The organism is Pseudomonas sp. MDT2-39-1, assembly GCF_054898085.1.
The window spans coordinates 617436-640958 of the sequence record NZ_CM142716.1 but is presented as its reverse complement, the minus strand read 5'-3'; the positions used below and the strand labels follow the sequence as shown (position 1 = coordinate 640958).

At 58.5% G+C, this 23523-nt stretch carries 27 protein-coding genes and 2 pseudogenes; 10 read left to right on the top strand and 19 right to left on the bottom strand.

All coding sequences use genetic code 11. The annotated features are described in order from the left end of the window. Positions 1-92: 92 nt before the first annotated feature. Entirely contained in the window at positions 93-509 is a 417-nt protein-coding gene (locus ACYZTM_RS03275) for a RidA family protein (RefSeq protein WP_008038953.1), read from the bottom strand. A 25-nt stretch (positions 510-534) separates the two neighbouring features. Beyond that, a complete protein-coding gene (locus ACYZTM_RS03270; RefSeq protein ID WP_461986996.1) occupies positions 535-1845 on the bottom strand; it encodes a flavin-containing monooxygenase in 1311 nt (436 codons plus the stop codon). A 278-nt stretch (positions 1846-2123) separates the two neighbouring features. Between ACYZTM_RS03270 and ACYZTM_RS03265 the strand changes: the two genes are divergently transcribed. Then, on the top strand, positions 2124-3107 hold the full coding sequence (locus tag ACYZTM_RS03265) for a GlxA family transcriptional regulator (protein WP_461989096.1): 984 nt from the start codon (positions 2124-2126) through the stop codon (positions 3105-3107). Between the two features lie 203 nt (positions 3108-3310). Here the strand turns inward: ACYZTM_RS03265 and ACYZTM_RS03260 are convergent. The 3 genes from ACYZTM_RS03260 to ACYZTM_RS03250 all read right to left on the bottom strand — a co-directional run bounded on the left by ACYZTM_RS03260 (position 3311) and on the right by ACYZTM_RS03250 (position 5803). Next, positions 3311-4491, bottom strand: a protein-coding gene (locus ACYZTM_RS03260; RefSeq protein ID WP_461983481.1) for an IS3 family transposase whose coding sequence is annotated in 2 segments (ribosomal slippage) — positions 3311-4239 and positions 4239-4491 — 1182 coding nt in all. Because the reading frame shifts where the segments join, the coding sequence is not laid out codon by codon here. Positions 4492-4709: 218 nt separating this feature from the next. After that, positions 4710-5198: a copper chaperone PCu(A)C gene (locus ACYZTM_RS03255; protein ID WP_461986994.1), complete on the bottom strand. Its 489-nt coding sequence runs from the start codon at positions 5196-5198 to the stop codon at positions 4710-4712. Further along, complete coding sequence (locus tag ACYZTM_RS03250) at positions 5198-5803, bottom strand: SCO family protein (RefSeq protein WP_131063533.1); 606 nt, start codon at positions 5801-5803, stop codon at positions 5198-5200. The genes ACYZTM_RS03255 and ACYZTM_RS03250 overlap by 1 nt, the downstream gene beginning before the upstream one ends. A 469-nt stretch (positions 5804-6272) precedes the next feature. Between ACYZTM_RS03250 and ACYZTM_RS03245 the strand changes: the two genes are divergently transcribed. Next, positions 6273-6473, top strand: coding sequence for a YbdD/YjiX family protein (locus tag ACYZTM_RS03245; RefSeq protein ID WP_461986992.1), 201 nt, complete (start codon positions 6273-6275; stop codon positions 6471-6473). A 191-nt stretch (positions 6474-6664) separates the two neighbouring features. Beyond that, positions 6665-7471, top strand: coding sequence for a hypothetical protein (locus tag ACYZTM_RS03240; protein ID WP_461986990.1), 807 nt, complete (start codon positions 6665-6667; stop codon positions 7469-7471). A gap of 39 nt (positions 7472-7510) precedes the next feature. Here ACYZTM_RS03240 and ACYZTM_RS03235 read toward each other — a convergent pair whose 3' ends face one another. The 5 genes and pseudogenes from ACYZTM_RS03235 to ACYZTM_RS03215 form a co-directional block, all read right to left on the bottom strand. Further along, positions 7511-8254, bottom strand: coding sequence for a hypothetical protein (locus ACYZTM_RS03235; protein WP_131060130.1), 744 nt, complete (start codon positions 8252-8254; stop codon positions 7511-7513). Between the two features lie 254 nt (positions 8255-8508). Beyond that, positions 8509-8757, bottom strand: a complete 249-nt coding sequence (locus tag ACYZTM_RS03230) for a hypothetical protein (RefSeq protein ID WP_131060131.1) — start codon at positions 8755-8757, stop codon at positions 8509-8511. 189 nt (positions 8758-8946) lie between these two features. After that, positions 8947-9372 (bottom strand): hypothetical protein, encoded by a 426-nt coding sequence (locus ACYZTM_RS03225; RefSeq protein WP_131060132.1) that lies wholly within the window; start codon positions 9370-9372, stop codon positions 8947-8949. Between the two features lie 260 nt (positions 9373-9632). After that, positions 9633-10158, bottom strand: a pseudogene (locus tag ACYZTM_RS03220) (alpha/beta fold hydrolase). 117 nt (positions 10159-10275) lie between these two features. Further along, complete coding sequence (locus tag ACYZTM_RS03215) at positions 10276-11952, bottom strand: MFS transporter (protein WP_131060133.1); 1677 nt, start codon at positions 11950-11952, stop codon at positions 10276-10278. Positions 11953-12294: 342 nt separating this feature from the next. On the opposite strand from ACYZTM_RS03215, the gene ACYZTM_RS03210 reads away from it, so the two are divergent. Next, positions 12295-12963: an ATPase gene (locus ACYZTM_RS03210; protein ID WP_461986987.1), complete on the top strand. Its 669-nt coding sequence runs from the start codon at positions 12295-12297 to the stop codon at positions 12961-12963. A gap of 243 nt (positions 12964-13206) precedes the next feature. Here ACYZTM_RS03210 and ACYZTM_RS03205 read toward each other — a convergent pair whose 3' ends face one another. Further along, a complete protein-coding gene (locus ACYZTM_RS03205; protein WP_461986985.1) occupies positions 13207-14088 on the bottom strand; it encodes a serine hydrolase domain-containing protein in 882 nt (293 codons plus the stop codon). 115 nt (positions 14089-14203) lie between these two features. Here ACYZTM_RS03205 and ACYZTM_RS03200 point away from each other — a divergent pair, with 115 nt between their 5' ends. Then, a complete protein-coding gene (locus ACYZTM_RS03200) occupies positions 14204-14992 on the top strand; it encodes a DeoR/GlpR family DNA-binding transcription regulator (RefSeq protein WP_461986983.1) in 789 nt (262 codons plus the stop codon). A gap of 30 nt (positions 14993-15022) precedes the next feature. Here ACYZTM_RS03200 and yghX read toward each other — a convergent pair whose 3' ends face one another. Both yghX and ACYZTM_RS03190 read right to left on the bottom strand, forming a co-directional pair. Then, the gene (yghX, locus tag ACYZTM_RS03195) at positions 15023-15910 is read right to left on the bottom strand and encodes a YghX family hydrolase (protein ID WP_461986981.1); all 888 of its coding nucleotides are present in this window, start codon (positions 15908-15910) and stop codon (positions 15023-15025) included. A 59-nt stretch (positions 15911-15969) separates the two neighbouring features. Further along, the gene (locus ACYZTM_RS03190; protein WP_461986979.1) at positions 15970-16221 is read right to left on the bottom strand and encodes a hypothetical protein; all 252 of its coding nucleotides are present in this window, start codon (positions 16219-16221) and stop codon (positions 15970-15972) included. A 166-nt stretch (positions 16222-16387) separates the two neighbouring features. On the opposite strand from ACYZTM_RS03190, the gene ACYZTM_RS03185 reads away from it, so the two are divergent. Beyond that, on the top strand, positions 16388-16552 hold the full coding sequence (locus ACYZTM_RS03185; RefSeq protein WP_461986977.1) for a hypothetical protein: 165 nt from the start codon (positions 16388-16390) through the stop codon (positions 16550-16552). 2 nt (positions 16553-16554) lie between these two features. Here the strand turns inward: ACYZTM_RS03185 and ACYZTM_RS03180 are convergent, their stop codons facing one another. Together ACYZTM_RS03180 and ACYZTM_RS03175 are read right to left on the bottom strand one after the other, a co-directional pair. Next, a complete protein-coding gene (locus ACYZTM_RS03180; RefSeq protein WP_461986975.1) occupies positions 16555-16947 on the bottom strand; it encodes a hypothetical protein in 393 nt (130 codons plus the stop codon). Between the two features lie 79 nt (positions 16948-17026). Then, complete coding sequence (locus ACYZTM_RS03175) at positions 17027-18790, bottom strand: L-lactate permease (RefSeq protein WP_461986973.1); 1764 nt, start codon at positions 18788-18790, stop codon at positions 17027-17029. Between the two features lie 66 nt (positions 18791-18856). Between ACYZTM_RS03175 and ACYZTM_RS03170 the strand changes: the two genes are divergently transcribed. Together ACYZTM_RS03170 and ACYZTM_RS03165 are read left to right on the top strand one after the other, a co-directional pair. Next, positions 18857-19123, top strand: a complete 267-nt coding sequence (locus tag ACYZTM_RS03170) for a hypothetical protein (protein ID WP_131060143.1) — start codon at positions 18857-18859, stop codon at positions 19121-19123. Between the two features lie 38 nt (positions 19124-19161). Beyond that, complete coding sequence (locus ACYZTM_RS03165) at positions 19162-19398, top strand: hypothetical protein (RefSeq protein ID WP_131060144.1); 237 nt, start codon at positions 19162-19164, stop codon at positions 19396-19398. Positions 19399-19429: 31 nt separating this feature from the next. Here ACYZTM_RS03165 and ACYZTM_RS03160 read toward each other — a convergent pair whose 3' ends face one another. Then, positions 19430-20281 carry a CAP domain-containing protein gene (locus ACYZTM_RS03160; protein WP_131060145.1) on the bottom strand — a complete coding sequence of 284 codons (852 nt, stop codon included), beginning with the start codon at positions 20279-20281 and terminating at the stop codon, positions 19430-19432. Positions 20282-20446: 165 nt separating this feature from the next. On the opposite strand from ACYZTM_RS03160, the gene ACYZTM_RS03155 reads away from it, so the two are divergent. Beyond that, a complete protein-coding gene (locus tag ACYZTM_RS03155; protein ID WP_461986970.1) occupies positions 20447-21067 on the top strand; it encodes a cell wall hydrolase in 621 nt (206 codons plus the stop codon). 31 nt (positions 21068-21098) lie between these two features. After that, a pseudogene (locus tag ACYZTM_RS03150) lies at positions 21099-21485 on the top strand (nitrilase-related carbon-nitrogen hydrolase); the annotation flags it as partial. Between the two features lie 92 nt (positions 21486-21577). On the opposite strand, the gene ACYZTM_RS03145 reads toward ACYZTM_RS03150, so the two are convergent. Genes ACYZTM_RS03145 through ACYZTM_RS03135 form a run of 3 tightly spaced genes read right to left on the bottom strand, consistent with a single transcriptional unit; the run spans position 21578 to position 23505 of the window. Continuing rightward, a complete protein-coding gene (locus ACYZTM_RS03145; RefSeq protein WP_131060148.1) occupies positions 21578-22276 on the bottom strand; it encodes a dienelactone hydrolase family protein in 699 nt (232 codons plus the stop codon). Positions 22277-22312: 36 nt separating this feature from the next. Beyond that, complete coding sequence (locus ACYZTM_RS03140) at positions 22313-22936, bottom strand: glutathione S-transferase family protein (protein WP_131060149.1); 624 nt, start codon at positions 22934-22936, stop codon at positions 22313-22315. 53 nt (positions 22937-22989) lie between these two features. After that, complete coding sequence (locus ACYZTM_RS03135) at positions 22990-23505, bottom strand: HvfX family Cu-binding RiPP maturation protein (protein ID WP_131060150.1); 516 nt, start codon at positions 23503-23505, stop codon at positions 22990-22992. Positions 23506-23523: the final 18 nt, after the last annotated feature.

The window sequence follows — 23523 nt, the reverse complement described above, 5'->3', positions numbered from 1 at the left end:
CGCTCCTACAGAGGATCGGGGTCGTGCATGAAACAGAGATCTAACGTAGGAGCGAAGCTTGCTCGCGAAGGCCGCGACTGGGTCTTGGCTGCTTACTCAGGAATCACCGCAATCACATCAATCTCCATCAACCACTGCGGCTGCCCGAGTGCCGAAACCACCAGCCCGGTAGAAATCGGAAACACGCCCTTCAACCACTTGCCCACTTCCTGATACACCGGCTCGCGATACCGCGGGTCAATCAGGTAAGTCGTGGTTTTCACGATGTGGCTGAGGTCGCTGCCAGCCTCTTCCAGCAACTGCTTGACGTTGCGCATGGCTTGCTCGGTTTGCGCGCGCGGGTCACCCAGACCCACTAGTCTGCCCTCGAAATCAGTCCCGACCTGGCCACGAACATAAACGGTGTTACCGGCGCGGACCGCTTGGCACAGGTCGTTGTCCAGGCTCTGGTTCGGGTAGGTTTCCTTGGTGTTGAACATGCGAATGCGGGTATGGGTTGGCGTGGACATTTGAAGCTCCTGAAAAGAAAAAGGCTTAGGCACTGACCGTGGTTTTATGGGCGACCGGGGCCTGTTCAGCCTCGCGTTGCGCCGCATCGTGGTAGTCGAGATAAGAGCGCTGAATGGCGATGTGATCAGCCACGTACTTGGCGTCATGCCAGACACCCCAGATGAACGAAGAGCCGCGACGGGACTGCCACGGCAGGCCGAGGAAATACACACCAGCCTCGCTCGATACGCCGCGCTGATGCTGCGGCTTGCCGTTGTTGTCGAAGGCATCAACCTTGAGCCAGCTGTAATCCGTGGCAAAACCGGTGGCCCAGATGATCGAGGTCACGCCGACCTTGGCCAGGTCGAGTTTAAGGATCGGGTGGGTGACGCACTCCGGATCTGGGAACGCGTGGCGCGCTTCAGGTTCTTCCGGCAGGTCCAGGCCATTGCGTTCGATGTAGGCGTCGGCAGCATTCAGCAGCGCCAGATAGTTCTCATCGCCACGTGCAAGGTTGTCGGCCAGATTCGCCTGGAACGTCGCCACGCCATCGTTGAACGATTGAGTCAAACCGACCAGCGTCATGCCGCGATGAGCCAAGCCACGAAAGTCCACCGTGCGGCCGCCATGGGCACCGCTCACCGCGATGGTCACGTGCTCCCGACCCGGTTTCATCGCCGCTTGATCCCACTCGCCCAGCACACCCAGCCACCAGCAGAAATCACGGTTGCGATAAGCGCGAGGCGGGCGGTCGTGGGCGCCGACTGAGAGGTAAACCTTCTTGCCGGCACGCTGCAATTCATCGGCAATCTGCACACCGGACGAACCCGCGCCAACCACCAGCACCGCGCCATCAGGCAGTTGCGCCGGGTTGCGGTAGTCGGCCGAGTGGATCTGCATGAACGGCTGATCTTTCGGCGCAATCGGCGGGATGACCGGACGCTGGAAAGGCCCGGTGGCAGCCACTACGCGGTTGGCCTCGAACACGCCTTCAGAGGTTTCAATGGTGAAGCCCGGGCGACCGATGTTGCGCTCGACTTTCAGCACGTCCACGCCGGTGCGGATCGGAGCGTTGAACTTCTTTGCGTAGGCTTCGAAGTAATCGGCTACGCGTTCTTTCGGGGCAAACTCATCCGGGCTGAGGTCGTCAAAATCAAGCCCTGGAAAACGGTCGTGCCACGCCGGACCATTCGCCACCAGCGAATCCCAGCGTCCGGTGCGCCAGCGCTCGGCAATGCGATTGCGCTCCAGCACCAGGTGCGGCACGCCGAGTTTGCTCAGGTGTTCACTCATGGCCACGCCAGCCTGACCGGCGCCAACAATCAGCGTATCTGTTTTTATTTTTTCAGTGGTCATCTCAATACCCTTCGAAGTTGGAGTTAGGTCGCGAACGACCTGCCATTTCTTGGGTTCAAGACTAGGGATGACCCTGGTATCGGTAAAATATTATTAAGCTGGCATTTGAGTATAAATAACTGAGGCAGAGCGCTTTCTGGCGTTCCATCAAGGCGCGTGGATACGCCATAGTGGCGCTGCGGGTTAACATGGCGCCTTATCAAGGCAATAGACAACCGGTTCGGTAACGTAATGGAGTGGGGCCAGCATTGATCGAACGACGCCAATTTAGCGGAGGCATGAAGGGTAAAAACCTTCGCTATCTGAATGAACACCCCGATGGGACCCAGCAAACGGTTCGCGCGGGATTCCTGCTGCTCGAACATTTCTCGCTGCCCGCGTTCACTCAGGCGCTGGATACGGTCATCACGGCCAATCTGCTCCGACCTGACTCATTCTCTTCACGGACATTCGGCTTGAATGCAGGCGAAGTCGTCAGCGATCTGGGCCTGGTCATCCGGCCCGATGCGCGCATCGATTGTGCAGCGATAAAAGCGCTGGACCTGCTGGTGATTTGCGGCGGCTACAGGACAGAACTCAAGGCCAGCGAAGGCTTGATCAGCCTGTTGAGGACGGCATCAGACCAGGGCGTCAGTCTGGCCGGGTTATGGAACGGAGCATGGTTCCTGGGGAAGGCCGGTTTGCTGGACGGTTACCGTTGCGCGATTCACCCCGAACATCGCCCCGCGCTCGCGGATTTCTGCAAGGCGACGCAGGTCAGCAGTGAGCCCTACATCATTGATCGAGACCGACTGACGGCGTCCAGTCCTTCCGGGGCATTCCATATGGCGCTGGACTGGATCAAAGGACTGTACGGTAAAGCGCTCGTCGAGGGGATCGAGGACATCCTGGCCTTCGAGGAGTCCCGCTACCGACGCATCAAGCCGACTGAAAATGTCTGTGTGAGTGCGCCCTTGCGCGAGGTGGTGAAGCTGATGGATGCCAACCTCGAAGAGCCTTTGGAATTGGAGCAGCTGGCGGTTTACGCCCGCCGTTCCCGTCGACAACTCGAGCGTTTGTTCAAGGAGCAATTGGGCACCACACCGCAACGGTATTACATGGAATTGCGGATCACCGAAGCGCGGCGGCTGCTCCAGCATACGGAGTTGTCCCAGGTGGACGTGCTGGTGGCGTGTGGGTTTGTGTCACCGAGCCATTTCAGCAAGTGCTACAGCTCGTATTTCGGCTACAGACCTTCCAAGGAAAAGCGACTCGTCAAATAAGAGTCGCTCGCCCACAGAAACCCCAACTGTTAATGAAATGCTGTTCACTTAAGACAATGTTCAGCCGAGCATAAACCTGTGGTGAGGGGGCTTATCTATGGTGAGGGGATTTAGCGAAACGTCGCACCGCCCCGTTCGGCTGCGCAGCAGTCGTAAATCCGGACAACTCGGTCTGTCAGAATGGACGCTGGGGGCTGTCGTGGTCAACTAATTCCGGACACCTCGATAGGTGATTTCGACGCCATCTCCCGTTCGTAAACGGTCGGTGGCAGATACCCGAGTTTCGAGTGCAGCCGCTCGTTGTTGTAAAACCCAACGATGTATTCAGTAATGTCACGTATCGCTTCGGCGTGGTTGGCGTAATCGCGCCGCCATACCCGCTCCATTTTCAAGCTCAGGAAGAAGCGCTCCATCACTGAGTTGTCCCAGCAGTTACCTTTACGGCTCATGCTTTGCTGCATGTCATTTCTTGCCAGCAGGGATCTGTAGCTCGCGCTCGCGTACTGGCTGCCACGATCCGAGTGCGCGATCAGGCCCGGTGGCGGTTGACGCTGAGCAACCGCCAACTGCATTGCACTGCACACCAGCTCAGCCGGCATGTTCGGGGCCATGGACCAGCCCACTATCTTGCGTGAGAACAAGTCCAGCACCACGGCCAGGTACAACCAGCCGCTACGGGTCCGAATGTAGGTAATGTCTGCCACCCAGGCCTTGTTCGCTGCCTCGGGTTCAAATTGGCGATTCAGCACATTCTCGGCAATCGGCAGGTTGTGTTTGCTATCGGTCGTGTGCACAAACTTACGCTTCCAGGCCGAACGCAGGCCATTGGTACGCATCAAGCGGCGGATCTTATAAAGGCCTATTTCTATGCCCTTGGCGCGTAAAGCTTTACGCAACGGGCGACTGCCATAGCAGCCGCCACTCTTGGCAAACGACGCCTTGAGCTGAACCGTGATCGGACAAACCGATGCCGGAACTTCAGCGCGCTTGTTGGCCTCGTAGAAACCGGATCGACTAATACCCAGTAGCCGACAGACATGCGCCACCGAATAAGCCTTCTGTTGCAGCTGCCGAACCAATCGGTACGTTACTTCAGCTCGCGGGCAAAGAAGGCAGTAGCTTTTTTTAATACATCGTTATCCATCTTGAGCTGGCGGTTTTCTTGCTCCAACTGCCGAATACGCTGCTGCTCGGACGTCAGCGGTTTGCCCATCCCGGCCTGTCCCAACTGCTCGGCCTCGTACTGCTGTACCCAGCGCCGAACGGCCGTATCACCGATATTAAGATCACGACAAACCTGTGAAACGCTCAGGCCCTGATCCTTGATCATCTTCACGACTTCCAGCTTGAAGCTGTCGTCGAATGTTCTGCGTTTGTCGGTCATGAAAATCTCCTCGATAGATGCATTTTCCACCTATCGAGGTGTCCGGGGAAATTAGACCACTACAGGCCGCTTCGCAGCCCAACGGGGCGGTGTGCGACGTTTCGCTAAATCCCCTCGCCACAAAAGCCCCCTCGCCACAGGTAAACCCCCCATGCCACAAGAGCCCCGTCACCACAAATGTAGGAGGGGCCGCGCTTAAGTGAGCAGCATTACAACCATTAATGCATCTTGCTATGGTCAGCCATGCCGAGTGCCCGGGCTTCGGCCTGCACTTCAATCGTCTCTTTCTCGCCCTTGGCGTTTTCCACGGTCAGGGTCAGGGGGACTTTATCGCCTTCCTTCACCTGCGCCGTCAGGTCCATCAGCATCACATGGTAGCCGTGGGGATCAAAGCTCACCGGTTTGCCGGCCGGCAGCGCGACGGACTCGACCTGACGCATGCTCATCACGTCGTCTTTCATGGTTGATTGGTGGATTTGCACGGTTTTGGCGACGGGCGACTGCACGCTGAGCAGCTTGCTGTCGCTGTCGGCTTGCAGGGTCATGAACGCGCCAGTCGACGGCTGGCCGGCCACTGTCGCGCGGACCCAGGCGTCGTCCACTTTGGTTTGCGCCGATACCTGCCAGGCCATGCCGATCAGGGCGCAGCCCAGGAGCAGTTGTTTGGCACGTCGCGAGAAAGCGGTGTTTGCGTGGATCGAATTCATTAGCAGACTTCCATGACGGTGAGCAGGTCTTCTGCGCACTCTTGAGCGGTAAGGGACGCGGATAGCCCCAGGCGCAGGTTGCCCCGGGAGTCGAAGACGTAGCTTGTCGCGGTGTGGGAAAGGGTGTAGGTCGAACCGCTCGGGATCTTTTCGAAGAACACGCCAAACTCTTTGGCGGTGGCGGCGGTTTCTTCCAGCGTGCCGTGCAACGCCTCGAAGCTCGGGTCGAATGATTTGACGTAGGCATCGAGCATTTGCGGGGTGTCGCGTTCGGGGTCGAGGGTGATGAAAATCACCTGTAGCTTCTCGCCGTCGCGGCCCATCAGTTTCTTGGCTTGCGCCGCACGGGCCAGCGTTGTCGGGCAGACCGCCGGGCATTGGGTGAAACCGAAGAACACCATCGGCATCAGGCCGCGATAGCTGGTGAGCATCTTCGTCTCGCCCTGGGCGTCTTTCAGCTTGAAGGTACGTCCCATGATCTTGTCGCTGAGGTCCTTGCCGTATTTGAACGACAGCTTGGGGCTGTCATCGCAGCCGGCGAGCAGGCCAAGACTCAACAAGCCCATACCGCGCAGGACCGTGCGACGGGTAAACAACGTACTCATGGAAAAGCATTCCTGTGTTGCGACGTGAAATCTGCAGCGCCTGATGAGTCAGACGAAAAAAACGCGTGGATATTAACAAACTGTGACCGTGCTTCGCTCATTGTTGGACGAGGGGCTGTTTTGGTACAGGTGCAGGAAGCGCAAAAAACTACGGATCAGCAGAAAAACGCAGACCACTGACTTCCCGGCCTTAACGCGATCCCCAGTAGCAGCTGGCGAACTGTGGTGAGGGGATTTATCCCCGTTCGACTGCGCAGCAGTCGTCAATCCTGTACATGCGTGTTGGAATGAACTGCTGGGGCCGCTTCGCAGCCCAACGGGGATAAATCCCCTCACCACCGTTCGCCAGCTGCTACAGGGTATGCGGTGCGGTTGATGGCGGGTATTGGACACATTGCCACGCGGACACATTCCAGATACATAAGTGCGCTTTCATGGTCCCGTCCCCCATCATAATGAGAGCGTTGCCATGTTCCGCAAACTGCAGCAAGCCGCCCGACTTCTCAGCCAGAGCGCGCGTTTGATGATCGGCGTCCCCGATTACGACAATTACGTCGCCCAGATGGCGCTCAAACACCCGGAAGAACCGGTTATGAGCCATTCGGCGTTTCTTCGTGAGTGTCAGGAAGCTCGCTACGGCGGCAAGCAATGCACGACGCGGTGCTGCTGAAAACCGCTTGAAACGCGGCAATCCGCACAATATCTTCGCCATTGCGTTACGGCTGCTAAGCTTCGACGTTGCAGCGTCCGAGCCTTTGCGGGATCGGGCGTTGAGCGTGGCCATGGAGTACGACTTCAGTATCAAAATCCACTTCAACAGGGGTGGCGAGCGATTGTCGATAACCTGCACGGAGGCAGGCAATGGTGATCAAGCACGTTGGCAATGCGAGTGCCGAGGGTGTTCCCGAGCCACTTGATCGTGAAGAGATGGAACGGGTGCTGGCGCTGCTGCTGGCCAGTCCGGTGTTTGCGAAGTCCAGGCGGATGGGCAGCCTGTTGCGTTTTATGGTCGATCACGACCTTCAATTTTCCAACATCCCGCTCACCGAGCACGCCATCGGCATTGCGGTGTTTCGCCGTGACCCGGCGGTTTACTGCACGGGCGACGATCCGGTGGTGCGCGTCCAGGTGGGCCGGTTGCGGCGCAAACTCGCGATACATTACGCCACCCAGGGCCAGCAGGACCCGGTACGTCTGAACATTCCGGCTGGTTGTTATCGGCTGGCTTACCAGCGACTCAGACCCAAAAGCCTCGCGACTCGCCATCCTGTCCTGCAGATTCAGCCGTTTACCTGTATCACCAATGACGGTGATGACTTTACCCGGGGCTTGTGTGAAGAGTTGAGCTGCCGGCTGTTCGAGTCGTTCGAGCAGACGCAAAGCCAAGGCAACCACGTGTTGATGAAGGTGCCGCGAAACAGCGTTAAAGCACTGGACGTTGTGCGGGCCGGGCGCGGTAACTATTCCCTTGAGGGCAGCGTGCGGGTGGAACCGAGCCGTGTCCGGGCATCGTTGCGCCTGATTGATGTCGCTCAGGGCCGGATCCGCTGGTCAGAGCAGTTCGATCGCAATCGCCCTTATGGCATTGCTACCCAGGAAGATCTGGCGGAGTCCATTTGTCGGTCGTTGACGGGCTATTTCGCCCGGGGTGGGGGGGACGTTTCCTGAATAAAAGGGGCAACCGCAAGGTTGCCCCCGGTGTGACGGTTACACCGTTTTCCATTCCCCTTCTTCGTAGAGGCGGGTTGCGTTGTTATCGAAGGTCAGGTCGATTTCGACGGCTTTTGACCGTGAGGTGCTGAACATGGTGCTGGTTTGCACGTTCTGTTCGAACCATACAAGAATGGACTCCTTAGGCGTCAGGGCGGTATCGCCGGTGACCACCTGCGCCGCGGCAACGTAGATGGGGGTGCTGACCTGTGTGCCGTCAATGCCGGTGGACAACTGGTTGATGCCGGGGTGGATCGGACCGTAGTTGTTTATCAGCGTGATGGACGTATCAGGGCCACCGGTTACCGCCGAACCCAGCAGGCCTTCTTCGCTGAGTACAGACTGTTGTCCCAGACCAATGCTGACGATGTTCGTCGCGACCTGGACCGCTACATTAGCCTGAAAACTGTTCGACCCGAACAACTGATACTGGGGCGTCCAGCTGAAACCGTTGTTGCTCAAATACTTGTCATAGGATTGCCAGACGACGTTGTAGGCTTCGGTACCGACCTTTTTCGCAAAGCACAGCTTGTATTTGGACTGTTTGAGTAAGGTCAGATCACCGGCTGCGATCTCTATCGTGACTGACTTTTGAGTGGCCGCCAGGGTCGACGTCAGCACCTTGCTGTAGTCCGACGTTTTCAGAGCCGTGGGGGCAACACCCTGGAACGATTTGAGGGCCTCTTGCACATCATTGTGAAGTTGCAGAGCTTGTTTGCTTACAGCGCTCGACTTACTCATGGCTTTCCTCTTCCTTGGTTGTGTTAGGCAATCAATGGGCAGCGGGCAGCGAATCCGACAAGTGATCGGGCAGCACCCCCTAAACACATTGACGGCTTCACATTAGGCGCAAGATTCAGGGTGGCGAAGTGTCTTGGCGTTACAGCGGGGAGGGCGGTTAAATCGGCAAGGTAACAGCCTGCGTAACCGGGTTGTATCAAGGAATATTGCGAGGTGAAACAGCGGGGCGGCCGTGCGACCGCCCCACATTGGCCTCATGCAGCCGGGCTACTCACCTTCGCGTCCGCCCAGACGAAGTTCCAGCTGGTTCGTTTCCCTTTGGCAATGTTGATCAGGTTGTTCTCATAAGTAGTGTGATTGACCGTGCCGGTGTAAGTCAGTTTCCGGGCCGCATTGGTCCCGGTGACATCCCCGGGTTTGCCGCCAGAGTCGGTCATGGCCTTTTTCATATCGGCTTCCGACGGGGCACTGCTCTGATTTTTTTCAACGGTTACGAAACTCATGGTGTCACCTCTTCCGTGATGGGGGGATCGGCGGACTGCAGGCCGGCACTTTTTTCGTCCCGGCCCACACACCGAAGCCAATACTCTATTGGCCTGCCGCGCATCGCAGAAGTGACAACACGGTCGGTAAGGTAACAACGCGGATACAGAAAATAGAGCGATGTAACGGCTACGTATCAGCCCGCGACATCACTTCGCTTTCCAGTGACCACCACCCGATTCGCAATCGATCTTCGATTGGTTCAAGTGTTCCGCACCGTAGTAATACGTGGTGACTTGGGCGTTCTCGGGAATATTGAGCGACTTGCTGTTCTTGTCCTTGCTGGTGGAGTGGGGGTTGGCCAGGGACTCTTGAGTCAGCGTCGCGATGCAGGTGGCCTGATACTGATCGTCGCACTGTTCGACTTTTTTCTTGGTGCTGGTGAGCATTTCCTTGCTTTCGTTGCTGCACGACCAATCGATGGCGTTCACCGGCATACCTTCGTACTCATAGCAGCTATGGGACTCGACCACCGGGACGGAAGGGCTTTGGGATCGGGTCAGGACGTCACAGCCTTCAGCGAATGCCAGCGCGGGACTCAGGCTGGCGAGCAGAAACAGCAGTCTACGTTTCATCGGGATTTCCTCTCCAATGGCGCCGCTCGTGATCAAAGATTGGCGCTGATAGGGTTTCGAATACGTGAAGAGGCGCGGGGTTCAATTCGTTTTTTGATTTGACGGGGTGGCTGCTTCGCAGCCCAACGGGGCGATGCGGCTGCGCAGCAGTCGTAAACCTGTGCACACGGTTTTCCTGATGCACCGCAGCGCCTGACATCACGACTGCTTCGCAGCCGAACGCAGGCTTCGCCAGCTGCTACACAGGTCGAGTTGCGGCTCTACTGCGCAATAAACTCGCGAATCGCCTGAATGGTCTGCGTCGGCGCTTCTTCCATCAGCCAATGTCCCGCCCCCGGTATCACCACTTCCGTCACCGTGTCCGCCGCGTTGCGCATCACGATCGCTTCGTTATTTCCAAAGGATTTCTCACCGCCGATGGCCAGCACCGGCATCGTCAGTTTTGTTTTCATCGACGCTTCGTTGTCCACCGCAAATGTCGCCCGCCTGGGTCTTCTTGTCGTAGCCACTATCCGGGATCGAGGACAAGCCCATGCCACGCAGGTCCGGCACCACGACGGTGTGGTCCTTGGCCAGATCAGCTGCCAGTGGCGCCCACATGTCGCCGGTGTCGCCGAAGCCATGCAACATCACCACGGCGGGGCCTTTGCCGCCGACGCGCACATGAATCGTGGCGCCTTCGACCGGGATGTCCTGAACTCGAAAACCGGCAGGAAAGGGCGTCACCCCGGCATGGGCCGGGATGCTCAATGCAAGCAAAAAAGCGCTCAACAGGATACGGATCATCACGGTGCCCCCGTCAGTCCCCGGGGAAGGAACCCCGAAAGCAATGTGGATGAGCGTAGACCGTTTGATCCGTAGAAGGAGTGCCCTCTCGTTCGCACGAGAGGGCAGGTGCCGACCTCAGGTGTGATGAATCTCCCGGTCCTTGGTTTCCGGCATGAAGAATATGCCCAGAACGGCCGTCATCACGGCGATGACGATCGGGTACCAGAGGCCGTAGTAGATATCACCCGTGGCCGCCACCATGGCGAACGCCACCGTCGGCAGGAAGCCGCCGAACCAGCCGTTGCCGATGTGGTAGGGCAGCGACATCGAGGTGTAACGGATGCGCGCCGGGAACAGCTCCACCAGCCAGGCTGCGATCGGGCCGTAGACCATGGTCACGTAGATCACGAGGATGGTCAGGAGTAGCAGCACCATCGGGTAGTTGGTCTTGGCCGGGTCGGCTTTCTCGGGGTAGCCGGCTTCTTTGAGCGAGGCACCGAGGGAGGCGGTGAAGGCATCGTTCTTGGCTTTGAAGTCGGCGGCCGGCATGCCGGTGCCCTCGAAGCTCTGGATCACCTTGTCACCGATGCGCACCTGCGCGACGGCACCCGGTTCAGCCTTCTCGTTCTTGTAGGGGATGGCCCGCTTCGCCAGAACGGTCTTGGCGAGGTCGCAGGAGCTGGTGAATTTGGCCTTGCCCACCGGGTCGAACTGGAACGAACACTGGTCGGGATCGGCGATCACCGTGACCGGGTTCTTCTCCTGCGCGACGAACACGTCGGGGTTACCGTATTGGGTCAGCGCATGGAAGATCGGGAAGTAAGTCAGCGCTGCGATAATGCAGCCGGCCATGATGATCCCTTTGCGGCCGATGCGGTCGGACAGGCTGCCGAAGATGACGAAGAACGGCGTGCCGATCAGCAGCGAGCCGGCGATCAGCAAGTTGGCGGTCTGCGGGTCGATCTTCAGCGTTTGCAGCAGGAAGAACAGCGCATAGAACTGCCCCGTGTACCAGACGACGGCCTGGCCGGCAGTGCCGCCGAGCAGGGCCATGATCACGATTTTGAGGTTGTCCCAACGGGCAAAGGATTCCGTCAGCGGCGCCTTGGAAGACTTGCCCTCAGCCTTCATTTTCAGGAACACCGGCGACTCGCTGAGCTGCAAGCGGATGTACACCGAGATGATCAGCAGCAGGATCGACAGCAGGAACGGAATCCGCCAGCCCCAGGCCTCGAAGGCTTCGGTGCCGAGGATGGTGCGGCAAGCAAGGATCACCAGAAGCGACAGGAACAGCCCGAGGGTCGCCGTGGTCTGAATCCACGAAGTGAAATAGCCCCGCTTGCCTTTCGGCGCATGCTCGGCGACGTAGGTCGCCGCACCGCCGTACTCACCACCCAGGGCCAGGCCTTGCAACAGCCGCAAAGTGATCAGAATGATTGGCGCCGCCACGCCGATGGTCGCGTAGCCGGGCAGGAAGCCCACGATGGCGGTGGAGATACCCATGATCACAATGGTGATGAGGAAGGTGTGTTTGCGCCCGATCATGTCGCCCAGTCGGCCGAACACGATGGCCCCGAATGGACGCACCGCGAAGCCTGCGGCGAACGCGAGCAGCGCGAAGATGAAGGACGTTGTCTCATTGACGCCAGCGAAGAAGTGCTTGGCGATGATCGCGGCCAGGGAGCCGTAAAGGTAAAAGTCGTACCACTCGAACACGGTGCCCAGGGACGAGGCGAAGATGACCTTGCGCTCCTCCTTGGTAATGCCGTGGTGGGGCGCGCTGCCCGTGGAAGTGTTGTCGATTGCGGCCATGAGTCTTCTCCGTCGTTCTTGTTTTAGGCCGGAGTACCTCATTACCTGTTTGCCGCACCCAGGCCCTTGGGCTGATGTCGTCGGATTACGGATTGCGCGAAGCATGCACACAGGTTGACGGCCTCGCATCGCTGCAAGGTTTCATGAAGCATAATCGGCTTCGCGCAGATATCCACTCGACATCACGCTTAGCCGCTGGATCAGGTGGCGAGTCGGGCCGCAGGGCTCAGTTCGCAACCATTCGTTTAATCAATAATCACCATCAAGGAATGCGAGTTCAGTTTTTTTGTCATGAGAGGAGGATAGCGTCATACCAAAGTCGCCTCTGAAGGAACCTGCGCGATGAGAATGTCTACCTTGCTGGCCCTTGTCGCTGTATTGACCGGCAGTGTTGCCGCCACCGTGCCGGCCTACGCGGCTGACCCGTCCTGCCATTTCCTTCCGGTGGCCGACAGCACCGCCAGCTTGCAGCACACTCAATCGGTGGGCGTGCTCTACAGCGAAAACACCCTCAACACGATCGAATACCTTGAGCAGTACCATTCTGTCGCGCTGAACGGCGCGAAGAACCCGGCGCTGGATTCGCGTATCAGCAACGCCTTCGTCAACAGCTCCGATCCGAAACTGGCGATCAACTGGCTGATGGTCTCGCTGCAAAAACAATTCGCCTCAGTGACCGTCTACGACAATCTCGACGCAGTGGTGCAAGCCCACCCGGATGTGGTGGTGATGCTGGACACCTACAGCCGTCTGGTGTCCAAGCGCAACAACCAGGTCGAGGCGCGTTTCCTGGCCAAGTTCTACGACTCGAATTTGCAATACATCGGCAAGGCCGAAGGCTCCCGTGAACAACAGATGCCTTCGGTCTGGGTGCACGGCAAAGCTGCCCCAGACATTGCCGCGCAGATTGACCGGCAAAACGTGGTGCAGGTGAATGCGTTGAAGCAGTTTGATGCGTCGTTGAAGGCGCTGGTGACGTCTGGTAACGGGGCGCAAGTCGCCAGCAACTGACGCACATTCAAGGTGATCCGTTAAGCCGCCAAACCTTGTGGCGAGGGGGCTTGCCCCCGTTGGGTCGCGCAGCGGCCCCCAAACCTGCAACCGCGTTAATTCAGAAAAAACGCGTGCACAGGATTACGAATGCTGCGCAGCCGAACGGGGGTAAACCCCCTCGCCACAGGGTGTTGGTGAATTCCTCACATCGAGGTCTGACCGCTCCCTCTGTGAGGAAGGCCGGCCAGATGATTCTCAGATTTATTCAAGCGCCACGCTCATCAGGAGGCGCACAACCTCGGTTTCCACAGCGCCTTCGTCGCCACTCTCACAAAAGGCCGCACAACTCGCCGTGCGACTGCCATCAATGCAGCGGTAGACCGCAACGACGCTGCCCGGTCCGGCTCCGGTGTGACCACTCAAGGTGACGCCACCCTCCACCTTGCCCTGCATCAAACCGAGGCCGTAACCCGGCGCAATCCAGGGACGTCCCGCAATCGGTCCGCCAAGCGTGCGTGCCGTTTGCATCTCCCGCAGCAATGATTGCGGCAACAGATGCCCGCCCAATAAACGATCCAGACACAGAACCGCGTCAGCAAGCGGACCGACCAGCAATCCGTGATAGACCCAGCGCGGGTCGTAATTCGCGGTCACGCCCATGTTGATGCTCTCCAGATCGGCTCGCGTCGTTGCAAGGCGCACGCGCGATAAACCGAGAGGGGAGAACACGCGTCGCGTCAGTGCTTCCTCAAGTGCGAGGCCTGTCACGCGTTCAATGAGTCTGGCGACGAACAGGTAGCCCACGTTCGAATATCGCCAACCGTCTCCCGGTGCGTAGCGCAACCGGGCGGCATCAAGCCGTTGCAGCAATTCATCGGCTGACCAAGGTGTCTCATGGTGGGCTACGGCGGTGTGGTATTCGGCGAGCTCATCGTAATCCGCCAGCCCCGCTTCATGCCGCAAGAGTTGGCGCAGGGTGAACGGACCTTCATGCACAACATCGTCCAGACCGATCAATCCATCACGCACCAGCGACAGCGCCGCGGCAGCCAGAACCGTCTTGGTAAAACTCCACCACGGCACCGTTACGTCGGGCTGGTCTGGCGTGAGTAATGAACCGTTTGAGACAAGGGTGAAATGCATTTGGAGACTGCTCTGGATGGAGGCGTCGGGGGAGTTTGCCAGAAAACAAAACCGCGATTGTGTTTGTGCAACGCTTTGGCTAATCTCGCACAAACACGCAAAAGCAGGCATAAACATGCAAGATCAGCATTCGGCTACCGAGCTTCCTTCCGTCCGCCGGCAGAAAATCCTCCTGATCCTCGAACGCGACGGCAAGGTCATGGCCTCGGAATTAAGCCAGCATTTCGCAGTTTCAGAAGACACCATTCGCCGCGATCTGTCGGAGCTGCACAGCGCCGGCCTGGTGCAACGCGTCCACGGTGGCGCGCTGCCTCGTCCCAAGGACACCGGCAAGGATTACTTCACCCGCGTCGGCGAAACCGATGAAGTGAAAACCCACCTGGCACAACTCGCCTCACGCCGCGTGCAAAATGGCCAGATTGTGATGTTCGATTCCGGCAGCACCACCCTGCAGATCGCCCGGTCGCTGCCTTCGGACATTTGCATCACGGCCATCACGGCGTCGCCGATGATTGCGATCACGTTGGCGGAATACAAAGGCGTCAAGGTGATCCTGACCGGTGGCCAACTCAATCCGGCGACGATGTCTGCCAGCGGGCATGAAACCTTGCGGCTGATCCAGTGCATCAAGGCTGATCTGCTGTTCACCGGGGTTTGCGCGATTCACCCGGGCGTCGGCATCAGCTCGCTGCATTTTGATGAAGTGCCGGTCAAGCAGGCGATGCTCGACAGCGCTTCCCATGTGGTGGCCGTGACCACGGCCGACAAACTCGGGGCGGTGGAGCCTTTCGTGGTCGCGCCGTGCAACCGCGTGCATACGCTGATTACCGAGCAGCACGTGGCGTCGGGCGATGTCGGGGATTATCGGAAACTGGGGATTGAAGTGGTGCAGGCTGACGCGTGAAGCGAAGCCTGCACGCAAAGGTGCAGAACGCTAAACCAGATATTTGTTAAACCAGGCTACTGTCCTGTCCCACGCAAGCTTCGCCGCGGCTTCATCGTAGCGAGGCGTGGAGTCGTTATGAAAACCGTGATTACAGCCTGCGTAAATGAACGCCTCGTAGGTTTTGCCCGACGCTTTCAGCGCTGTTTCATAGTCCGGCCATCCTTCATTAATGCCCTTGTCCAGTTCGCCGTAATGCAGCAGCAGCGGCGCCTTGATTCTCGGCACATCTTCGGCCTTTGGCTGACGGCCATAAAAGGGCACGGCGGCCGCCAGTTCCGGGTAGGCCACAGCGGCCGCATTGGAGACGCCACCGCCATAGCAGAACCCGGTGATACCGACTTTTCCCGTGGTCTTGTCATTTTTCATCAGCCACTCAATGGCGGCAAAGAAGTCATTCATCAGTTTTTCGGGATCGACAGTCGCCTGTAGTTCCTTGCCTTTGTCGTCGTTGCCGGGATAGCCGCCCACTGAACTCAGGCCATCGGGGGCGAGTGCAATAAAACCTGCTTTGGCGACTCGCCGGGCAACGTCCTCGATGTAAGGATTGAGCCCGCGGTTTTCATGCACGACCAACACCGCCGGCACCTTGCCCGTGGCTTTGGCCGGGCGCACCAGATAGCCGCGGACATTGCCGTGGCCCTTGGGCGAGGGATAGGAAATGTACTCGGCGAGAATGTCCGGGTCGGTAAATTCAACCTGTTCGGCGAGCGCGTAGTTCGGGCTCAGGGCGGCGAGGAGGGCACTGGCCGTCAAACCGCCCAGGGTGAACAGCGCGGCTCGATCAAGAAACTCGCGCCGGTTGATCTTGCCATGGGCGTAGTAGTCGTAGAGCTCAAGCAGTTCCGGGGCGAAGTCTTTGGCGGTGAGACGATCCATGGGGGCGCTTCCCGTTGGTTCAGGATGTGAATCAGTAAAGCAGTGTTTGGCGCACTGATTCAGTTTTCGAAGCAGGACGCCAGGAAACTCATCACCGCCTGCACTGACGGGGTGTGCCGGATGTCGCTGTGGACCACCAGCCACACTTCACGCGTAAGCCCCGCGCCCACGGTCTCCATCGCTTGCAAGCCGTAGTGCTCGCCAAGAAAGCACGGCAATGCCGCAATGCCGCAACGCCGGTGCCTGCCCGGGCAATGGGCGTGATTCTTGGGGTGGTGTTTGCGTCGGGGTTGGTGTCCGGAACGGGGCAATCTTCGGCAGTGAAGGTTCGCGGGGGGGCTGGCAGATAAACCCGCCTGATCCCTTCGCCAATTTCCCCGATAACGCAATTTCTGTAATTGGATGGACTCGCCCAAGCCGAGGCGTCAATGCGCCACGATGGCAGTCTAAACAGCCAACGATAGCGAGGGCGAGTCCATGAAAAAGCATACTTCGATTGATCAATCCCTGTCTTCTTCCGATTTGTCGGCCTGCACAACCGTGGCGGTGGTTGGTGATGATGTTCGTACTCAGCATCTGGTGCAGCCGTTGGTGTCGTTGCTGACTGAGGGGTTGATGGCGGGGGGCAGTTTGACAGTCTGATTTCAGGTCTTGTCGCACCACGTAGCAAAGATTGCTCCCAGGATCATCGCAATAGATAACGTGTGGAACAACCAAACCCTCCAAGGCTTTATTGCTTCAATCACAAGTTGCTTGCCGATTGGACCTGTTTCTTCAGAGGCCATTTTTACAGCTTCACCAAACCTATGGAGCTCTTTCTGTGAGAAGAGGATGACCCATTGATTAGCTACTGCAAAGATAAGGTAACTGATCGCAATCAACAGGTATGTTGAGTCTGACCACTTCGCCTTGTCACTCCCAATCGTGTAGCCCAGCACAGCAATAGAGATGACCTGAAAGTAGGCCCAGAGTTTATGAACACTGTCGCTTTGCTTCTGGTAGATATCGAATGCGTCTTTGAATGAAATATCCGTCACGATCTAACACTCCTGTGCCACGTTGCTTGCCACAACCCGGGCAACTCGCCCGGGCATGGACAACAGATTTAACTGGCGCTTAACGCCCGCCCACCACCATATGACTAAACGGCGCCACATACGCCTGCAACGTCACCAACCCACCTACCAGAATCGCCAGGATGATGGAGTGGAAGAACACATAGCGCAGAATCTCCCCTTCATGCCCGTACCAGCGAGTTGCCGTGGAGGCGACCACGATCGACTGGGCGTCGACCATTTTGCCCATGACCCCGCCGGAACTGTTGGCCGCGGCCATCAACACCGGGCTGATCCCCAATTGTTCGGCGGTCACCCGTTGCAAGCCGCCGAACAGTACGTTGGAAGCCGTGTCGGAGCCGGTCAAGGCTACGCCGAGCCAGCCGAGGAGGGTGCCGAACATGGGGTAGAAGATGCCTGTCGCGGCGAAGGCCAGGCCCATGGTGGCGTCGAGGCCCGAGTAGCGAGTGAGGAAGCCGAGCGCGAGCATGGCCACGATGGTGATGAGTGAGTAACGCACCACCCACAGCGTTCGCAGGTATTGGTGGATCAGTTGCGGGATGGAATATCCCATCAGCAGTCCGCCAAGAATCGCCGCCAGCAAGATGCCGCTACCGGTGCTGGTCAACCAGGTGAATTTGTACACCGCCTCTTCGGTTTTAACCGCAGGCACCACGGGGGGCACCTTCTCGATCTGCTGGTGAATGGTGGTGAAGGTTACGACCGGGGCGAAGATCGGGTTCGCTTCGCGCATCGGTTTGCCCTGTGGATCGAGCTTGGCCGAGTTGGTGGCCGGATCGATCGCCGGGCGGGTGTCGAACATGTTTTTGAAGCCTTGGGTGCCCCAGGCGAAGACGAAGACCGTGAGGATGATCCACGGCATCCACGCGCGCATTACAGCCGGTTTGGCATCGCTGGCAAAGGTCGCACTGGCTTCGGGTTTATGTTGATGCTCCTCTTCGATTTTCGAGTTGTCGACGCGTCCGGACAGGGCGGCCGAGGTGTGTATCGTGGCCGGTTTCCAGACCTTGAGGAAACCGGTCAGGCACGCCATGGAGATCAGCGCGGCGATCACGTCCACCAGCATCGGCCCGTGGTAGTTGGACACCAGGAATTGCGGCACGGCGAAACTGACCCCGGCGACCAGGATGGCCGGCCAGATTTCCAGCATCTTGCGCCAGCCGGCAAAGGCCCAGATCAACCAGAACGGGACGATCACCGAGAAGAACGGCAGTTGCCGGCCGACCATCATCGACAGCTCCATTTCATCCAGCCCGGTAACTTTGGCCAGCGTGATGATGGGCGTGCCCAGCGCACCGAATGCCACGGGCGCGGTGTTGGCAATCAATGCCAGGCCGGAGGCGGCCAGCGGCGAGAAGCCCAACCCGATCAGAATCGCCCCGGTCACCGCCACCGGCGTGCCGAACCCGGCAGCCCCTTCGAAGAAAGCGCCGAAGCAGAAGGCAATCAGCAGCAGTTGCAGGCGTCGATCGTCAGTGATGCGCGCCAGGGAATCCTGCAGCACTTTGAACGAGCCGTTCTCGGTGGTCAGCCGATGCAGGAAGATGATGTTGAGCACAATCCAGCCAATCGGCAGCAGGCCGTTGGCGGCGCCGTAGAGTGCCGCCGAGCCGGCCATGTTCGCGGGCATGCCGAAGGCAAAGATTGCGATCAATAGCGCTGAGCCAAGGGCCAGCAAGGCCGCCAGATGCGCCTTGATATGAAAGAACGCCAGGGATGCCAGCATCACCACCACGGGCACCGCCGCCATGATGGTTGAAAGCACCGGGTTACCGAAGGGGTCGTAGATTTGCTGCCAGACCATGTTCCACCTCTGCTTTTTATTGTTGGTAGTGCAGGCCCCGGGCGGGGTTGGTGGGATGGAGTATAGGTGGCATTACGCCGCTGTCCCGGGAGGTTCGTCGCGGGCGATCAGCGCCGCAAAATCTGGGTAATCACCCATCCCGACACCCACCCTCGCCACAGGGCAGGTGCTACAGGTGCCAGGATTCAATTTCAATCGGGTGTGCTGGCCCTCGACATGATTAGCGACATGAACAAGATTCGGCGTGCGGGTTTTACCGAAGTCGTCAACAATGAGGGGATCATGATCAACGCGTTGAAACGGCTTGCACAGAAGGGGGTTATTCCCGGTTAACCCGTTACTCGGCTATCACCGACGAGAGGAATGCAGCAATGACTGAACGCCATGAGGAATACAAGGAAACGCTTTCCAACGGATGCAGGATCGAGGTGAAAGCCGAGATATTAAAAGACGGCTCTCTGAAGATGTTCATCGGTGTCTACCGGCCGGATGGCTCGGTCATTGAGGAGGACAATCACCCGTCCCCGCATCTGTTGGACATGGAGGCGGCTTTGGAGTGGGCAATCGAAAAAGCCAAAAAAATCGGCGACAGCCAACATACGTTGTAAGAGCGGTGAATCACCGCTCTGTCCATCGCCCTTACGGCGTGCCGAACATGGCTGTCCAGTAAATCCCGGCGTCACTCTTTGGATCAACCGCATAGGCAGCGCCCAGTTCGCGGAATTTCGGGTTCATCAGGTTGGCGCAATGCCCGGCGCTGGCCAGCCAGCCATCGACGACCTTGCGCGGTGTGTCTTGCCCGGCGGCGATGTTCTCGCCGACCTCCTGATAGTTGTAACCCGCCAGCTCGGCGCGATCGCCCGGAGTGCGGCCGTCGCGGTCCTTGTGGTCGAAGAAGTTGTTGTTGGCCATGGACCGGGTATGCGCTTCTGCCGCGGCCGCCAGTGTGGCGTTCCAGGCCAGCGGTGTGGTCGCGGCAAACGGTTGACCACCGCACTGACGAGGTTGCGCGCGGGCGGTGTTGAGCATTTCGAGGAGCTTCTGGCCTTCCGCCGCGGCGTCACCCAGGCGCGCAGTCAATAGCGGTCGCGCGAGCACAATGCGCCAATCGCGTCCCTCGTGGCTGACACCGACGTCGATGAACTGCGGATTCAACACCACCTGGCAGAAGCTCTCCTTGATGGCCGTTATGGCGGACTGCGCATCACGCGGCCCGGACAAGGTGATCGCCTGCACGTTGACAATCGGGTACGACGCCCGGGCCATGGCCTGCTGCAAATCGACGGGCCCGCTGGGCGATAAAACCAGACGCGCATCGCTCGTCAGCGGTGGCAATTCCGGTGACGCCTGGCCAGCGCAGCGTTGCGACTGGCTGCGGTAAACGTTGATCGATTCGACCAGCTGCGTCTCTTCGGTGGCCATCGCGGTGGCGGTGAACACCAGACCCAATGACAACGCGGCAACATGCAAAACGGATGACGGAACGCGCATGGAAATCCTCCTTGAACTGAGTGCGTCCATGATGCGCGATTTCACCCCATGCCGCGCAATGCCTTTTTGCAGATTGTTGCACGCCTGATGAAATGATTTGGCTACTACACTGAAGCCAAGTCGCCAATGGGCGCTTCCCTCGACGCCATACAGAGTGTCTCCATCATGTTCCTCAAATGGTCAGTTACGTTTCTCGCCATTACCCTTCTCGCCGGTCAGGCCATCGCCGACGACCAGCAGCAAAAAAAAGAAGTAGCCGAAGACAAGGCCCAGGTGCTTGAGCACAAAGCCGCGGAGAAGGGTGGCGATCTGCCCGTACCAAAATCCGAGGCGATCACCCAGTCCGAAGTCCAGGCCGTCGATCCCGCCGGCAAGTCTCCACTGGACGATGCGATCACCTGCATGGCCCGCTCCATCTACTGGGAAGCCAAAGGCAAGAACACCACCGACATGCAAGCGGTCGCCAGCGTGGTGATGAATCGCCTTGGCCACGCCGGTTTTCCCGACACGGTGTGCGCGGTGGTCAAGCAAGGTTCCGAAACCAGGAGCTGCCAGTTTTCGTGGTGGTGCGACGGGCGCCCGGACACGGTCCAGGAAGAAACCCAATATGCTCAGGCCAAGGAAATCGCGCGCAAGGCGCTGAACAAACAGCTACCGGATATCACCCGTGGCGCGATGTATTTCCATGACCGCACGGTGAAACCGGACTGGTCCAGGGAGTACACCAAAACGGCTGAAACCGGGATGTTTCGATTTTACAAGCCGCATGATGGGTCGGCGAAGTAAGGTCCTGTGTTTTAGGGCGTTCGATGGAACGCCCATGCTGTTCGCAGGCCCGCTGTTCACCCGCCAGATGGAAGTCAGCATCCGCATGCATGCCCTGGAATCGGCTTGTTTCGCGGTGAACTCGATGGCGTGGTTGTACCCGGAACAGCAGGCGCAAATCATGGCCGACACCGGTTGCGAGATCGGCTCGATCTCCGGCGGTTGCTACACCGCGATCATCGATCCTCAAGGTGAAGTCGTCGGTGCACTGACCGAAGGCGAGGGCGAAGTGATCGCTGACATTGACCTGTTCCAGATCGAAATCCGCAAACGTCAGATGGACGGCCGCGGTCACTAGAGCCGTCCGGAAATACTGAGCCTCAACATCGACCGTACACCGCATCGGCATGTTCACGAACGCAACGATCAGCCGAAGCTGGGCGGCATTCCGACGAAGGGGCCATCACAGGCGCAGACAAAAAAAGGGACCTCCAACAAGCGATGGAGGTCCCCTTTTTTCACGTCTTGTCTTTACAGTTCCTGACCCAAAAAGATCAACGTATTGCCGTGGGCTTCAGCGGCTGCACGCTGGTTGTAGCTGTCGCGATGGGAGCAGTTGAAGCCATGTTCGGCCTCCGGGTACACGACAATTTCCACGTTATCGTTGTTCTCGAAACGCTCGGCGATTTTCTCCACGGCTTCCAGTGAAATGTGGCTGTCCTGTTCACCGAAGTGCATCAGCAGCGGCACTTCGATTTCGTCGGCGCGGTCCAGGTGGTTCTGGATCCCGCCGCCGTAGTAGGCAACGGCCACTTCTACCAGCCCGTTGGCGGCGGTGAGGTAGGACAGCAGGCCGCCAAAGCAATAACCGATGGAAGCGATCCCGCCGTCCAGGCCTGGCTGCGCATCGAGCGCTTCGATGGCCAGTTTGATGTCGGCCTGCGCCTTGTCGATGTCCGTGGCGTTCATCAACTCGACGGCGCGTTTCCAGCCGGCTTCGTCGTAGGTCAATTCGATGCGCTGGCCGTTGCGCCAGAACAGGTCCGGCGCGATCACCAGGTAACCATCGGCGGCGTATTGCTCCGCGACCGAGCGAATGTGTTCATTCACGCCGAAGATCTCCTGGATCAGCACGATCCCCGGGCCTTTGCGGGTATGCGGAATCGCCAGGTAAGCGCCGAATTTACCGTCGGGGCTGTCGATCTCGATCCATTGGGTGGTCACGCTCATGGTGGCTCCTGTCTACACAAGTGAGAGGGATGAAGCTTATTGCGGTGGTGTGGCCTGAAAGCTGGGCAGTGCCTGAATCCGTTTCCACCAGTCATCGAAGCCGTTGACGGCAAACACCTGCGGTGCATCCGGCGTCATTGCCATGTAAGCACAGGCCGGTGCCAGGTAAAAGTCACCCAGGCTCGGATCCTGGCCGGCGACGAATGGATCGGAACCTTTGATTTTCATCAACTCACGCAGGACCATTTTCGAGGCCTCGATGCCTTTGCGACGGGATTCTTCGTTCTTTCCGCCGATAAAGTCGGGGAACAAGTGATAGCCGAACACCGAGCCTAGCGCACCGTAGCCGTAGGAGTCGTAAATTCCCATGACCATGTGTGTGCGAGCACGGTCGTGGGCATTGTCAGGTGTCAGCGAAGGCCCCGGCAGGACTTCGTCAAGATACGCCACGATTGCGTCGGTTTCGATAATCCGGAAACCGTCGTGATCGATGACCGGTACCTTGCCAAACGGATGACGTGCCAGGTGTTCGGGCAGGCGCGGTTCGCCTTTCATCACATTGACCTGCAACTGGTCGAAATCCGCACCTTTTTCCGCAAGCAGCATCTTCACTGTGCGCACATACGTACTGCCGTCAAAACCGTAGAGAGTGAGGCTCATGGCGATTGCTCCGTTCTTATGGAAGTGGAGGACGCGATGAAGACTCTGGCGTATCAACGGTTATTGCAACGCCAGGCGAAGCGAGCCAACAGTGCATCCAGGCTGAGCTTGCCGGCACCCCAGAGCAACAACGGCATTAGGGCTGCAAGGTAGATCAGCGGCAGTTTGAAGTTGCCGTGACCTTTGTTGCTGATGGAGTAACCCTGGGCAAGCTCACTCAATGTAGACCAATCGGCCGGCCAGTGAACGGCGGCGGTCGCGACAAGGGTGACAACGATCAGAATGATGGCCGACACCCGCGTCCCGAGACCTACCAGGATGGCCAGGGCGCCAATCAGCTCGGCCCACATCGACAGTTCCCAGTTCAGCGTGGCCGACACGTGGTTGAACGGAAACGGGAAGGCATCCTGAATGTCGGCAAACCAGTTATCGCCATTCCATTTTTTCAGGCCCGACTCGAAGAATTCCCAGGCAATGAACAGCCGCAGCGTCAAAGGCGCGAGCCAGCTACCGGCACGGTCGAGGTTCAGGTGCAGGCCTTTCACGGCCGAAGAGAGTGAGGTGTTCATGGGCTTGATCTCCGTTCA